Origin of the sequence: Streptomyces sp. RLB3-17 (assembly GCF_007113425.2) — a bacterium.
Classification (GTDB): Bacteria; Actinomycetota; Actinomycetes; order Streptomycetales; family Streptomycetaceae; genus Streptomyces; species Streptomyces mirabilis_D.
In genome coordinates this window covers 7,975,573-7,989,572 of sequence record NZ_CP041610.2, presented here as the reverse complement: position 1 = coordinate 7,989,572, position 14,000 = coordinate 7,975,573, and the positions used below count along the sequence as shown (strand labels likewise).

General features: G+C 70.4%; 15 protein-coding genes. 8 read left to right on the top strand and 7 right to left on the bottom strand.

Annotated elements, in window-relative coordinates:
* Positions 1-141: 141 nt before the first annotated feature.
* Positions 142-1,140: an Lrp/AsnC family transcriptional regulator gene (locus tag FNV62_RS36160; protein ID WP_225900482.1), complete on the top strand. Its 999-nt coding sequence runs from the start codon at positions 142-144 to the stop codon at positions 1,138-1,140.
* A gap of 34 nt (positions 1,141-1,174) precedes the next feature.
* On the opposite strand, the gene FNV62_RS36155 is transcribed toward FNV62_RS36160, so the two are convergent.
* The 7 genes from FNV62_RS36155 to FNV62_RS36125 all read right to left on the bottom strand — a co-directional run bounded on the left by FNV62_RS36155 (position 1,175) and on the right by FNV62_RS36125 (position 7,047).
* Positions 1,175-1,756, bottom strand: coding sequence for a PadR family transcriptional regulator (locus FNV62_RS36155; RefSeq protein ID WP_143609331.1), 582 nt, complete (start codon positions 1,754-1,756; stop codon positions 1,175-1,177).
* 64 nt (positions 1,757-1,820) lie between these two features.
* The gene (locus FNV62_RS36150) at positions 1,821-2,342 is read right to left on the bottom strand and encodes a hypothetical protein (protein ID WP_097286421.1); all 522 of its coding nucleotides are present in this window, start codon (positions 2,340-2,342) and stop codon (positions 1,821-1,823) included.
* Positions 2,326-2,817, bottom strand: coding sequence for an RNA polymerase sigma factor (locus FNV62_RS36145; RefSeq protein WP_054235333.1), 492 nt, complete (start codon positions 2,815-2,817; stop codon positions 2,326-2,328). Before FNV62_RS36145 ends, FNV62_RS36150 begins: the two co-directional genes overlap by 17 nt.
* A 94-nt stretch (positions 2,818-2,911) precedes the next feature.
* Positions 2,912-3,523, bottom strand: a complete 612-nt coding sequence (locus tag FNV62_RS36140; RefSeq protein WP_143628319.1) for a class F sortase — start codon at positions 3,521-3,523, stop codon at positions 2,912-2,914.
* The gene (locus tag FNV62_RS36135; RefSeq protein ID WP_143628317.1) at positions 3,520-3,939 is read right to left on the bottom strand and encodes a Tat pathway signal sequence domain protein; all 420 of its coding nucleotides are present in this window, start codon (positions 3,937-3,939) and stop codon (positions 3,520-3,522) included. Before FNV62_RS36135 ends, FNV62_RS36140 begins: the two co-directional genes overlap by 4 nt.
* A gap of 112 nt (positions 3,940-4,051) precedes the next feature.
* Complete coding sequence (locus FNV62_RS36130; RefSeq protein WP_143628315.1) at positions 4,052-5,242, bottom strand: ABC transporter substrate-binding protein; 1,191 nt, start codon at positions 5,240-5,242, stop codon at positions 4,052-4,054.
* Positions 5,243-5,607: 365 nt separating this feature from the next.
* Positions 5,608-7,047 carry a gamma-aminobutyraldehyde dehydrogenase gene (locus tag FNV62_RS36125; RefSeq protein ID WP_054235337.1) on the bottom strand — a complete coding sequence of 480 codons (1,440 nt, stop codon included), beginning with the start codon at positions 7,045-7,047 and terminating at the stop codon, positions 5,608-5,610.
* Positions 7,048-7,212: 165 nt separating this feature from the next.
* Here FNV62_RS36125 and FNV62_RS36120 point away from each other — a divergent pair, with 165 nt between their 5' ends.
* The 7 genes from FNV62_RS36120 to FNV62_RS36090 all read left to right on the top strand — a co-directional run bounded on the left by FNV62_RS36120 (position 7,213) and on the right by FNV62_RS36090 (position 13,950).
* Entirely contained in the window at positions 7,213-7,731 is a 519-nt protein-coding gene (locus FNV62_RS36120) for an Lrp/AsnC family transcriptional regulator (RefSeq protein ID WP_054235338.1), read from the top strand.
* Complete coding sequence (locus FNV62_RS36115; protein WP_079090256.1) at positions 7,716-9,098, top strand: aspartate aminotransferase family protein; 1,383 nt, start codon at positions 7,716-7,718, stop codon at positions 9,096-9,098. Before FNV62_RS36120 ends, FNV62_RS36115 begins: the two co-directional genes overlap by 16 nt.
* 190 nt (positions 9,099-9,288) lie before the next feature.
* Complete coding sequence (locus FNV62_RS36110) at positions 9,289-10,026, top strand: ABC transporter ATP-binding protein (RefSeq protein WP_054235433.1); 738 nt, start codon at positions 9,289-9,291, stop codon at positions 10,024-10,026.
* Positions 10,008-11,255, top strand: coding sequence for a hypothetical protein (locus FNV62_RS36105; protein WP_144315827.1), 1,248 nt, complete (start codon positions 10,008-10,010; stop codon positions 11,253-11,255). The genes FNV62_RS36110 and FNV62_RS36105 overlap by 19 nt, the downstream gene beginning before the upstream one ends.
* A gap of 203 nt (positions 11,256-11,458) precedes the next feature.
* Positions 11,459-11,866, top strand: a complete 408-nt coding sequence (locus FNV62_RS36100) for a VOC family protein (RefSeq protein ID WP_054235341.1) — start codon at positions 11,459-11,461, stop codon at positions 11,864-11,866.
* Positions 11,867-11,995: 129 nt separating this feature from the next.
* Positions 11,996-13,111, top strand: coding sequence for an LOG family protein (locus FNV62_RS36095; RefSeq protein ID WP_143628311.1), 1,116 nt, complete (start codon positions 11,996-11,998; stop codon positions 13,109-13,111).
* A 149-nt stretch (positions 13,112-13,260) separates the two neighbouring features.
* Entirely contained in the window at positions 13,261-13,950 is a 690-nt protein-coding gene (locus FNV62_RS36090) for an LAETG motif-containing sortase-dependent surface protein (RefSeq protein ID WP_079090258.1), read from the top strand.
* Positions 13,951-14,000 lie beyond the last annotated feature (50 nt).

The following is a 14,000-nucleotide window of genomic DNA, read 5'->3' as shown; positions in this document are numbered from 1 at the left end:
GGGCGCGTCTGCGGCACGGTCCGCCGGACAGTCCCTGGGGGCGCCCTTTCGTGGGGACGGAACGGGCGCCCGTACGAGGCCCGGGACCACACTGGTCCCGGGCCTCACCGTCATGCTCGATCATTGACTCCGGGAGTCCGCATGGAGCGAGAGGAGGCGGAGCCGATGCCGTCCCGCGCGCTCGACGCACTCGACCTGAGACTGCTCCAGTGCCTCCAGATCGACGGACGGGCACCGCTCTCCCGGATCGCGGAGGTGCTCGGGGTCTCCGACCAGACCGTCGCCCGGCGGCTGCGGCGGTTGCGCACCACGGCACGGCTGCGGGTGCTCGGCGTGATCGACGAGAGCCGGCTCGGCCGCACCAACTGGATCGTCCGGCTGCGCTGCACCCCGGACGTGGCCGAACAGCTGGCGGGCGCGCTCGCCCGGCGCCCCGACACCTCGTACGTCTCGCTGATCTCCGGCGGCACCGAGGTGATGTGCGCGATGAAGCCGCGCAGCCGGCAGGCCCGGGACGAACTGCTCTTCGACCGGTTGCAGCGCACCCCCCGTGTCGTCTCGGTCAGCGCCCACTGCGTGCTGCACTCGTTCTACGGCGGACGGCTGGACTGGCTCAACAAGGCCAACGGGCTCGCCCCCGACCAGCAGGCGGCCCTGCGCCCACCGCCGGTCGAGCCCGTCACCGACCCCCTCACACTGGAGGCGGCCGACGAGGCGCTGCTGGCCGTACTCGTCCGGGACGGGCGCGCCACGCTCACCGAACTCCAGGCGGCCACCGGCCAGTCGGAGTCCGTGGTCAAACGGCGTCTGGAGCGCATGCGGACCACCGGGGTGCTCTACTTCGACGTCCAGTTCGACCAGGAACCCCTCGGCCACGAGGTGGAGGCCATGCTGTGGCTCACCGTGGCCCCGGCCGCCCTCGCCGACGTCGGACGGGCACTCGCCGCGCATCCCGAGGTGCGTTTCGCCGCGGCGATCACCGGCCAGGCCGGCATCGTCGCCTCGACCGTCCACCGCAACAGCGCGGAGCTGTACACGTATCTGAGCGAGAAGATCGGCGCCCTCGACGGCGTCCAGGCCGTCGAGACCGCCCTGACCCTGCGCCTGGTCAAGCAACTCGCCTACGACCCGGGCCGCTGACTTCGCCCAGGACGGGCACGGGGTACCGGGAGCGTCAGCCGCGGGCCGTGGCGCCGAGGGCCTCGGCCCGCTGGTCGAGACTCCTGAGGACCGTCTCGCCCCACTGGAGGTTCGCCTGCTCCAGGGCCATGCCGCCGAGCAGGGTGAGGTAGGGGCCCACGCGTTCGACGCTGACGAGGTACTCCTCCTCGCTGCGACCGGCCAGCATGCGTTCCTGCGCGCGCCGGTAGCGGGCCAGTTTGACGCCCGCCCGCTCCACACGCTCGACGACCCCGGCCCGTACGGCTTCGGCGTCTCCGATGTCGACGCAACTCACCTTGACCATCAGCTCGTCCCGGATCGCCGTCGGCTTGCTGGGGACCTCGGCCGTGTAGGCCCGCATCGCGTCGAGTCCGGCCTCGGTGAGCGAGAAGAGCCGCTTGTTGGGCCGACGTTCCTGCTGGACGACGCGGGCGGAGACGAGCCCTTCGCCCTCCATGCGCTCCAGCTCGCGGTAGATCTGCTGAGGGGTGGCCATCCAGAAGTTGGCGACCGAGGCCTCGAACCCCTTCGCGAGGTCGTATCCGGACGCCTCGCCCTCCAGAAGCGCGGCCATCACCGCGTTGCGCAGAGCCATTTCCCCAAATTAACACCCTGTATCGACACTCCATTGATTAGTCAACGGAGTGAAGGCCGTCCGGTCAGCGGCGGGGAGAGCCGCTCGGCGCGATCGACGGCTGGGCGACGGGCGTGGTCGGTGTCGCCGACGGCGTCGACGACGGTGCCGGGGTGGGGACGGCCGGCCGGGTCGTGGCGTGGCCGGTCGTCCGGGGCGCCTGGGTGGGAACGGGCGTCCGGTTCCCCGGGGTGGGAACGGCCGTCCGATGCTCCGGGGTGCGGCTGGGGTCGGCGGGCGCGGGGGACGCCGACGGGCTGGGGGGCACGGACGAAGGACGGCCCTCGGAGGGCGGGGCGAGCGGGACCGTCGGGGACGCGGGTGCCTGGGACGTCGACAGGCCGATCGGCAGCGCGACGAGGGCGGCGACGGCGCACACCGACCCGACCCCGACCGCGGTGCGCAGCAGCCGGCGGCGGGCCGCGCCGCGGCGGATCGCCTCGTAGTGTCCGGGCGGTGGGCCGAGGTAGTCGGAGGCGGGCCGCAGGATGACGGCGAGCGGATCGTCGGGTTCGAAGTCCGGACCCTCGTCAGAGTGTGTGATCAAGGCTTCTCCTCAGGTGGGCGCGGAGCAGTTCGCGGGCCGCGTGGAGGTCGGCCTTGATGGTTCCTTCCTTGCGTCCGGTCAGCACGGACACCTCCCGGATCGGCATGTCAGCGTAGTAGTGCAGGAGGATCGGGACGCGCAGTCGTTCCGGCAGCGACTGCACGAGCAGGCGTACGGACGGGTCGGACTGTTCGGTGTGCGGGCGGACGGCGGCCTCGGCGGTGGCACGGTGTACGGCTCTGCGTTCGCGCTCCAGCTTGCGCCAGTGGTCCCGGACGAGATTGGCCGCGGTGACGTAGAGGAACCCCCGGGGCTCCGCCACGGAGGTCCAGCGGGCCCAGAGCCGGGTGAACGCCTCGGAGGCGATCTCGTGGGCCGTCTCGTCGTCGTCGACGAGACGGCGGCACCAGCCGGCGAGGCGCGGATAGAGGGCGGCGAACAGCTCGGACGCGGCCTTCTCGCGGGACCGTTTCAAAGCTCTCCATGGTCGTGACGTCGTGCGGGCACTCGTGGGAAAGAGCCCGGGCCGACGGTGTGCGTTCCATCGGCCCGGGCTCGGACCCGGCGGGTCAGGGCGTCGCCGAGCTCAGTGCGGCGAAGACGATCACGTTGTCGAGGTAGCCCGTACCGGTACGGGCCCCACCGCACGTGATGAGCCGTAGCTCGGGACGGTCCACGTCCCCGTACACCTCGTCCGAGGGGAAGTCGGCCTTGGCGACCGTCCGTACGGCGTCGACCGTGAACTCCGCCGTCCTGCCGTTCTCCAGGCGCGCCACGATCCGGTCGCCCTTCCGCAACTGCGCGAGACGGCGGAAGACCCCGTCCCCGTAGGAACCGACCGTGACATGGCCGAGGATCACCGACGGACCGGTCTGACCCGGCGTCGGCGAGTTCCGGTACCAGCCCGCCCGGTCGTGCGCCGTGATCGGGGGCACCTGGACGCTGCCGTCCGCGGCCAGCCCCAGCTGCATGACCGGGGTGTCGACCCCGATGGCCGGGATCCGCAACCCGACCGGCACCGAACGCCCGAGAACGTGCGCGGCCTTCGCGGAGGTCCGCGAGGGCGCCGGCGTACTCCCGGGGTGTTCGGGTGGGGTCGAGTCGGTCCCGTGGCCGCCGCAGCTCACGAGCAGCGAGGCCATCGCCGCGGTGACGAACGCGCGCCTGGAGAGCGAGGTCATTCCCCGGTCGCCCGCCGGCGACGTACGACGAAGACCGCCGCGCCACCGATGGCGAACGCCGCGGCGGCACCCCCGCCGATCAGGCCGCCCTGGCCTCCGGACTTCGACGCCGTCGGCGCCACACCGGTGTCGGGCGCTCCCTTCGGCACGACGGCGACCTGCGCCGGGGACGGCGCCCGGGTCGGCCTGCCGACGCTCGGAACCGGGGACGGGGTGCCGGAGGCCGGACGGGTGGTCGGCACCGCGCTCGGGGCGGCACTCGGGGTGGCGCTGCCGGTCGGCGCCTGGGACGGGGCGGCGGTGGCGGTCGGACGGACCGTCGGGACCGGGCTCGCCCCACTGGCGAAGGCGGGCACCGTGCTCGCCAGCACGGCGGTACACGCGAGTGCCATGGTGCTGAGGACAGTTCGGCGCATGAATCGCTCTCTTTCGTCGGTCCGCCCGCCCGGTGACCCGGCGGGCTGAGTTACGGATCGTGCGAAGAGACGAGGCAGCGGGGGACCGGGTTGTAAAGAGATGGCAAAGCCGTCAGAGTCCCGCGATCGCGTTCCAGCGCTTGGCGAACTCCGAGCGTTCCGTGGACGTGATGTCGCGCGCGATGGCCAGCCGCTTGCGCATGGTGGCGTCGGGGAAGATCAGCGGGTTCTCGGCGAGGGCGGCGGTGTCCTCGTCCTTGGAGGAGGCGAGGACGTGCTGGGCGGCCGGGACCGGGCAGACGTAGTTGACCCAGGACGCCAGTTCGGCGGCGACCTCGGGCTCGTAGTAGTAGTCGACGAGCTTCTCGGCGTTGGCCTTGTGACGGGCCAGGTTGGGGATCATCAGCGAGTCGGACCACAGCTCGGCGCCCTCCTCGGGGACGACGAAGCGGATGTCCGGGTTGTCCGCCTGAAGCTGGATCACGTCGCCCGAGTAGGCCTGACAGGCCAGTACGTCACCGCTGACCAGGTCCTTGGTGTAGTCGTTGCCCGTGAAGCGGCGGATCTGGCCGCTGTGCACGTACTTCTCGACCTGGTCGCAGATCTTGTGGAAGTCGTCGGCCTTCCACCGGGTGATGTCGACGCCGTTGCCCTGCATGAGCAGCGCGAACGCCTCGTCGAGGCCGGAGAGCAGGGTGACCCTGCCCTTGAGGTCGGGGGCCCACAGGTCCGAGACGTGGTTGATCTCGCGGCCGAGCTTGCGGTGGTTGTACGCGATGCCGGTGATACCGGACTGCCACGGCACGGTGGACTTGCGGCCCGGGTCGAACGCGGGCCGACTCAGCAGCGGGTCGAGGTACTTGGCGACGTTCGGCTGCCCGGCACGGTCCATCTCCTGCACCCAGCCGAGCCGGACGAAGCGCGCGCACATCCAGTCGCTGATGACGATCAGGTCGCGGCCGGTCTGCTGGTGGTTCATCAGGGACGGGCTGATCTTGCCGAAGAACTCGTCGTTGTCGTTGATCTCCTCGATGTAGTCGACGGAGATCCCGGTGCGCTTGCGGAACGCGTCCAGCGTGGGCCGCTTCGTGTGGTCCTTGTCGTCGGTGTCTATGTAGAGCGGCCAGTTCGCCCAGGTCAGCTTCTTGTCACGGGCCGAGAGGTCGGCTCCGGCGCGGTCGCCGGGTGACACGTACGCGGCGGGCACCCCGCAGCCCGCGAGTGCCCCGAGCGCCGCACCCCCGCCCAAGGAGCGCAGCAGGGACCGGCGGGACAGCGGCGAGGTCTTCCGAATCTCTGGCACCCCGGCAGCATGCCTGCTGCGACTCGGCTCGAACAATGGACGCTGCGTCGAGCGGTCGCGCGCCGACCCGACACCCTGTCGATCGCCTCATTTCCGGGCGGTTGCCTCGGGCCGGCCCCGCAGCTCAAGGAGCGTCCGGTGGCCAACCTCGTCGACAACGCCGTACGCCACAACCAGCTGGACGGAGCGGGGACTTCGGGCCCTGGCACGTCCCCGCACATCGAGCCCGGAACCCCCGGCGACCCGGGCCTTTCGTCACTCACGACCAGCGGCATCAGGCACGCCCGACCACCACGAGGGGGGAACACCGCGGCCCCGGACGGGATCAACTCCCGTCCAGGGCCGCGCGGTTCACACCGTACGCACTACGCGTCCAGCGACGTCATCACATGCTTGATCCGCGTGTAGTCGTCGAAGCCGTACGCGGAGAGGTCCTTGCCGTAGCCGGACTTCTTGAAGCCGCCGTGCGGCATCTCGGCGACCAGCGGGATGTGGGTGTTGATCCACACGCAGCCGAAGTCGAGGGACTTCGACAGACGCATCGCGCGGCCGTGGTCCTTCGTCCAGACCGAGGAGGCCAGGGCGTAGTCGACGCCGTTGGCCCACTCGATGGCCTGGGCCTCGTCCGTGAAGGACTGGACGGTGATGACCGGCCCGAAGACCTCGTTCTGGATGATCTCGTCGTCCTGCTTGAGGCCGGAGACGACGGTCGCGGCGTAGAAGTAGCCCTTGTCGCCGACCTGCTGGCCGCCCGCCTCGACCTTGGCGTGCGCGGGCAGGCGCTCGATGAACCCGGCGACCTGCTTGAGCTGGTTCGGGTTGTTCAGCGGGCCGTAGAGCACGTCCTCGTCGTCCGGCTGACCGGTCTTCGTCTCGGCGGCGGCCTTGGCGAGCGCGGCGACGAACTCGTCGTGGATGGACTCCTGGACGAGGACGCGGGTGGCGGCCGTACAGTCCTGGCCCGCGTTGAAGAAGCCCGCGACCGAGATGTCCTCGACGGCCTTGGCGATGTCGGTGTCCTCGAAGACGACGACCGGGGCCTTGCCGCCCAGCTCCAGGTGGACCCGCTTGAGGTCCTTGGACGCCGACTCGGCGACGGACATGCCCGCGCGGACGGAGCCGGTGATGGAGGCCATCGCCGGGGTCGGGTGCTCGACCATCGCGCGGCCGGTCTCCCGGTCGCCGCAGATGACGTTGAAGACGCCCTTGGGCAGGATGCCGCCGATGATGTCGGCGATCAGGACGGTGGAGGCGGGGGTGGTGTCCGAGGGCTTCAGGACGACCGTGTTGCCGGCCGCGAGCGCCGGAGCGAACTTCCACACCGCCATCATCATCGGGTAGTTCCACGGCGCGACCTGCGCGCAGACGCCGATCGGCTCGCGGCGGATGATGGAGGTCATCCCCTCCATGTACTCGCCGGCCGAGCGGCCCTCGAGCATCCGCGCCGCGCCCGCGAAGAAGCGGATCTGGTCGACCATGGGCGGGATTTCCTCGGACCGGGTCAGTCCGATCGGCTTGCCGGTGTTCTCGACCTCGGCGGCGATCAGTTCCTCGGCCCGCTCCTCGAACGCGTCCGCGATCTTCAGGAGGGCCTTCTGGCGCTCGGCGGGGGTCTGGTCGCGCCAGGCCGGGAAGGCCGCGGCGGCGGCCGCCATGGCGGCGTCCACGTCGGCCTGACCGGACAGCGGCGCGGTCGCGTACGCCTCGCCGGTCGCGGGATTGACGACCTCGGTGGTCCGCCCGTCGGCGGCGTCCCGGAACTCACCGTCGATGTAATTGCGCAGACGACGCAGCTCGGTGCTCACTGCCGGCCCTCCAAGTTCAGGTGTCCAATCGCTGAGACACCCACCCTAATCCGTGGGCCCACGTTTTCAACACCCCCAGTCACCCCTTGACTGCGAAATCCGCAAGCTACGTCCTCGTAAACAACGAATTTCATCGCTACAGCCTTGCGGAACCGTCGAGACCTCGTGCACAGTGAGCTCGTGGCCAGTCGAAGCGCAGACCCCAGGGACTCCACCCGCGAGTCCAGGAACGGCAGTCCCCAGCTGGACTCCGTATCCCTCGCCATCATCGAGCAGCTCCAGCAGGACGGACGCCGTCCGTACGCCGCGATCGGCAAGGCCGTAGGCCTGTCGGAGGCGGCCGTGCGCCAGCGCGTCCAGAAGCTGCTCGACCAGGGCGTGATGCAGATCGTCGCCGTCACGGACCCGCTCACCGTGGGCTTCCGCCGGCAGGCGATGGTCGGCGTCAATGTCGAGGGCGACCTCGATCCGGTGGCCGACGCGCTGACCGCCATGTCGGAAGTCGAGTACGTGGTGATGACCGCGGGCTCGTTCGACATCCTCGCCGAGATCGTCTGCGAGGACGACGACCACCTGCTGGACGTCATCAACAAACGCATCCGGGCCCTGCCCGGGGTGCGCTCCACCGAGAGCTTCGTCTATCTGAAGCTCAAGAAGCAGACCTACATGTGGGGAACCCGATAGCCGTGAGCACACAGGACCTGAGCAAGACCGCGTACGACCACTTGTGGATGCACTTCACCCGCATGTCCTCGTACGAGAACGCGCCCGTTCCCACCATCGTCCGTGGTGAGGGCACCTACATCTACGACGACAAGGGCAAGCGCTACCTCGACGGTCTTGCGGGCCTGTTCGTGGTCCAGGCGGGCCACGGCCGCGTGGAGCTGGCCGAGACCGCCTTCAAGCAGGCGCAGGAACTGGCCTTCTTCCCGATCTGGTCCTACGCCCACCCGAAGGCCGTCGAACTCGCCGAGCGCCTCGCGCACTACGCTCCGGGCGACCTGAACAAGGTGTTCTTCTCCACGGGCGGCGGCGAGGCCGTCGAGACCGCGTGGAAGCTGGCGAAGCAGTACCACAAGCTCACCGGCAACCACACGAAGTACAAGGTCATCTCGCGTGCGGTCGCCTACCACGGCACCCCGCAGGGCGCCCTGTCCATCACCGGCCTGCCGGCCCTGAAGGCACCCTTCGAGCCGCTCGTCCCGGGTGCGCACAAGGTGCCGAACACCAACATCTACCGCGCCCCGATCCACGGCGACGACCCGGAGGCCTTCGGCCGCTGGGCCGCCGACCAGATCGAGCAGGAGATCCTCTTCGAGGGCCCCGAGACCGTCGCCGCGGTCTTCCTGGAGCCGGTGCAGAACGCCGGTGGCTGCTTCCCGCCGCCGCCCGGCTACTTCCAGCGCGTGCGCGAGATCTGCGACCAGTACAACGTGCTGCTCGTCTCGGACGAGGTCATCTGCGCCTTCGGCCGCCTCGGCACGATGTTCGCCTGTGACAAGTTCGACTACATCCCGGACATCATCACCTGCGCCAAGGGCATGACCTCGGGCTACTCCCCGATCGGTGCCACCATCGTCTCGGACCGGATCGCCGAGCCGTTCTACAAGGGCGACAACACCTTCCTGCACGGCTACACCTTCGGTGGTCACCCGGTCTCCGCGGCCGTGGCGCTCACCAACCTCGACATCTTCGAGCGCGAGGGCCTCAACCAGCACGTGCTGGACAACGAGGCGAACTTCCTGCAGACCCTGCAGAAGCTGCACGACCTGCCGATCGTCGGCGACGTCCGCGGCAACGGCTTCTTCTACGGCATCGAGCTCGTGAAGGACAAGGCCACCAAGGAGACCTTCACGGACGAGGAGTCGGAGCGCGTGCTCTACGGCTTCGTCTCCAAGAAGCTCTTCGAGTACGGCCTCTACTGCCGCGCCGACGACCGCGGTGACCCGGTCATCCAGCTGTCGCCGCCGCTGATCGCCGACCAGTCGACCTTCGACGAGATCGAGGGGATCATCCGTCAGGTGCTGACGGAGGCGTGGACGAAGCTCTGATCTTCCTCCGGGATGATCAACAACGGCCCCGGTGGCGCCCGTTCGAGTGAGAATGGGCGCCCCGGGGCCGCGTGCTGTCCGGCCTCCCGGCCCCGACTCCCTAGCGTGCCCAGTGACCGATCGGCCCTGCCTTCGTTCCCTCGTCCGGAGGATCGGCAGTGCAAATCAGATCTGAACCGAGGTGTACGCGATGGTGGCCCCGCCGGACAACGACGTGCTCTGGGCACGCGCCCTGCACGTCAAGCACAACGGCTCGCCCGCGCTCAGCGGTGTCTCGCTCGGCATCCGCGACGGCGAGATCCTCGCCGTCGGCGGCCCGCGCGGCAGCGGCAAGACGACCCTGCTCCGGTGTCTGTCGGGGCAGCTGCTGCCCCAGCAGGGCGAGGTCTGGTTCAACAGCACACCGGTGCACACCATGGACCCCGTCACCCGCGAACGGCTGCGCCGCGACCGCTTCGGCTGGATCGACCCCACGCCGGTCCTCGTACCGGAACTGAACGCCTGGGAGAACGCGGCGCTGCCCCTGATGCTGCGCGGCTGTGGCCGCCGGGCCGCCAAGACCGCCGCCCTCGAATGGCTGGAACGCCTCGACATCCGCGACTGCGCCCGCAAACGCCCGCACGCCCTGCTCCAGACCGAGCGGCAGCGCGTCGCCATCGCCCGGGCGCTCGCCCTCTCCCCCAAGGTGCTCTTCGCCGACGAACCGTCCGCCCCGCTGCACCGCGCCGACGGCGCCCACGTCCTGCGCACCCTCACCTCGGCGGCCCGCTCCCACGGCATCACGGTCGTCCTCGCCACGCACTACGCGGACACCGCGGCCCTCGCCGACCGCACCATCTCGCTGCTCGACGGACGGCGCGTGAACACTCTCCACCTGCCCCCGGTCGTCGAGGCGGAAGGCCGGGCCGCGTGCTCGCTCTCCGTCTAGCCCGCGGGGCCCACTCCCTCGTCCAGCTGCGCAGACTCCTGGTCGCCGCCGCCTCAGCGGGCACCGGCTTCCTGCTGCTGTGCACGCTGGGGTACGCGCTGGCGCACCCGGACCCCTCGGCCGGCGCGCTGCTCCGGCTCCTGTGGTGCCTCGCGCCCGCCGCCGCCACCGTGCACTTCGCGGTCGCCGTCGCCCGTACGGACCCGGGGACCCGGCCGCGCCCCGGGCTCTCGGCGGTCGGACTCGGCCCCGGCCAGCTGATGGCGATCTCGGCGGTCACCACCGCCCTGTCGACCACGCTCGGCTCGGTGCTCGCGCTGCTCGTCTTCCTGCACCTGCGCGGCGACCTCCCCGGCAGGCCCTTCGACGGCGACCCGGCGGCCTTCCTCGCCTCCGACCACGCGCTGCCCCTGCCCGCGGCCCTGACACTGCTGCTCCTGGTCCCGCTGGCCGCCTCCTCGGCGAGCGCGGTGGCGCTGCGACCGCGCGGTGCCCGGCCGAGCCGTCCCCGACGGCCGGGCGCCGACGGGGACTCCCCCCGTGAGCGGTCCCGTAGGCGCGCCGAGTCCGGCCCGTACGCCGACCAGGCGGGGCACCCGCTGGATCCGCAGCAGCCCGCCCCTCCGCTGCCCACCCCCGGGGGACTGCCCTGGGGCACCGCCGTCCTCGCGGCGGGCCTTGCCGTGGAGGCGTACGCGAGCCGTTCGGGACCCGGCCTTGTGCTGCCCGGCCGTTTCACGGGCGGCCCCGCCCGGGTGTTCGGCGGCTGGTCCCTGACCGCGCTCGGGCTGATGCTGGCCGCCCCCGCGATCACGCACCTGTGCGGGTGGCTGCTCCAGGCCGTACGCCCCGGCGTGCTGCGGCTGCTCGCCGGGCGCGTCCTGCAGGAGGAGGCCCGGCGCATCGGGCGCCCGCTCGGCGTGGTGTGCGCGGTCGCGTCCGGCGCGTACGCCATGGCGACGGTGTACTCGGGGGCGCGGCCCTCGTTCGGTCCGCTCAGCACGCTCGGGGCGCTGCTCGTGGCCGGGTGCACCGTCGCGACCCTGCTGACGGCGGCGGTCGAGGCCAAGCACGCGCGCGCCGACACCACGGCGGCGCTGCTGCGCATGGGGGCACCGACCACGGTGCTGCGAGGCGCCGCGCTGCTCCGCGCGGGCGCGCTGCTCGCCGCGTTCGGCCCGCTGACCTGGGTGGTCGCGGAACTGGCGGCGGTACCGCTGGTGCGCTGAGCAGGCGTACCCGCTTCCTCCTTGCTTCCTCCTTGCTTCCTCCTTGCTCCTCCTTGCTCCTCCTTGCTCCTCCTTGCTTACTTCCCGCTTCCTTCCGCTACTTTCCCGTTTCTTTCCCGCCGGGCGATGAGTTCCGCGCGCAGTGGCGGTCTACCTCTGCGAACGGCACCACATCACTTCACCCTCACCGGGAGAGACCCCTCATGTACCAGCAGATGATCTTCGTGAACCTCGCCGTGAACGACGTCGACACCTCGAAGAAGTTCTTCACCGAGCTCGGCTACACGATCAACCCGCAGTTCACGACGGACGACTGCGCCTGTGTCGTCATCAGCGACACGATCATCGCGATGCTGCTGAGCAAGCAGCGCTACGCGGACTTCACGAAGAAGGAGATCGCGGACGCGACGAAGACCAGCGAGGTGCTGCTGTGTCTGAGCGCCGAGAGCCGCGAGAAGGTCGACGAGCTCTGCGACAAGGCCCTCGCGGCGGGCGGCTCGGGGACTCGGGAGGCCCAGGACCACGGCTTCATGTACGGCCGCACCTTCGACGACCTGGACGGCCACACGTGGGAGGTCATGTGGATGGACCCGGCCGCGGTCCAGAGCTGAGCCCCCCCCGGGGGGCACCTACGCGCGTGTCCCCCTCAAAGGGGGGGGAGCCCCACTCCGGAGCGACAGCCCTCTCCGGAGCAGGAGACCGCCGCCCGCCGCCGAAGGACACACCCCTAGCATGGCCGCGTGCAGCCAACTCCCCTTCACTCCGCCCATGACCGCGAGATCGAGTCCCTCGCCGAGTTCGACAAGGTCGTCTCGGAGCACGGCTCGCTGGCCCGTTTCCGCGTCCAGGCCGTGGATCTGACGGACCGTACGGACACCCTGCTCGCCGTGGACACCACGGATGCCGTCTTCCTCGGCTGCCCGATGGACTCCGAGGCGGCGGCACGGGTACGGGTCACCGGCGCGCTCGTCTTCCCGCCCATACCCGGACTGCCCTTCGACCCCTACCGCGGGCTGCTCTACTCCCCAGACGAGCTCTTCGCGTCGCTCGACGACGGCTACGAGGCGACCCCGGACGCCCGCGCGTACACCTGGTTCCAGCAGACCAAGGCCGACGGCGACGTCTACGCGTCGATGCTGCGCGCGATCCACGACGACTCGGTGTCGGACGCGCTCGACGAACTCCTCGTCGGCACCCGAGTGGTGGGCGTGATGGGGGGTCACGCGATGGCACGCGGCACGGAGGCGTACGAGGGCGCCGCCCGCCTGGGGCGCGAACTGGCGCGTGCCGGGCTCACGGTCGCCACCGGCGGCGGCCCCGGCGCGATGGAGGCGGCGAACCTCGGCGCGTACGCCGCCCCGTTCGACGACGAGATGCTCACCGAGGCGCTCCGGCTCCTCGCCGAGGCACCCTCGTTCACCCCCTCCATCGGCGACTGGGCGCGCGCCGCCTTCGCCGTGCGCGAGCGCTGGCCGGACGGCGGCCCCTCCGTCGGCATCCCGACCTGGTTCTACGGCCACGAGCCGCCGAACGCCTTCGCCGCCCACATCGCCAAGTACTTCGCCAACGCGACCCGGGAGGACGGTCTGTTGGCCCGCTCGAACGCGGGTGTCGTCTTCCTGCCGGGCGCCGCCGGGACCGTACAGGAGATCTTCGACAACGCGACCCCGAACTACTACGAGTCGCGCGGTGAGCCCACCCCCATGGTTCTCGTGAACCGTGCGCATTGGACCGAGAAACACCCCACTTGGCCCCTTCTCCAATCCCTTGCCCACGAACGGTCGATGGCGTCCCGGATCGCACTGGTGGACCGGATCGAGGAGGCCCCGGAGGCGCTCAAACGCCTCGGCGGTTAATGACAAGGCAAAGCCGGTGACACGGCTAGGCATATGCATTGACAGTCCTTAGGTGGCACTTATAAACCTGTGAGGCCCGAGGGGGCCCTGTTGACACAGCAGAACCCCCCTTAAACCCCCCGCAGTTGCGCATTCTGTGAAGGGCAATCGTGTCCATATCTCGCCGTACCGCACGTTCCGTGCGAATCCTCGGTGTTGCCTCCGCCACGGCCGCGCTCGCGCTCGGCGCCGCGGGCAACGCCCTTGCTTGCAACATCAGTGAGTTCTCCGCCGAAGCCAAGTGCGACGGCACCAAGGGCATCATCTCCGTCACCGACGTGGATGCCTCCGGCACCAAGGCGACCGTCTCCGTGTTCCTGGAGTCCAACGGCGCCGACGCTAAGAAGGTCGGCGAGCAGGACGTCGAGGGCTCGCGCCAGGGTGTCACCATCACCTTCGCCGAGGACTGGAAGCCGAACGCCACGTACCGCGTCCACGTCAAGGCCGGAAACCAGGTCGACAAGGACATCCCGACGAACGTGACCGCTCCGTCCACGGCCTGCGCGACCGAGTCGCCTTCGCCGTCGACCTCGGAGACCCCGAAGCCGTCGGAGACCCCGTCGTCGCCCGCCTCCTCGGGGACGCCTTCCGCGAACCCGTCGGAGTCGGAGAGCAGCGCAGCGCCCGCGACGCCGGGCGACAACGCCCCGTCCCCCGCGGCCGGTAGCTCCAACCTCGCCGAGACCGGTGCGAACTCCAACACGCCGATGATCGCCGGTATCGCCGGTGCCCTCGTGGTGGTCGGCGGCGGAGCGGTGTTCCTCGGCATGCGTCGCCGCGGCGCCTCGAAGTCGAGCTGAACCGCACACCGTACGTCCGCGTGAAACGTGTGGCCCGTCCCTCTCGAAGG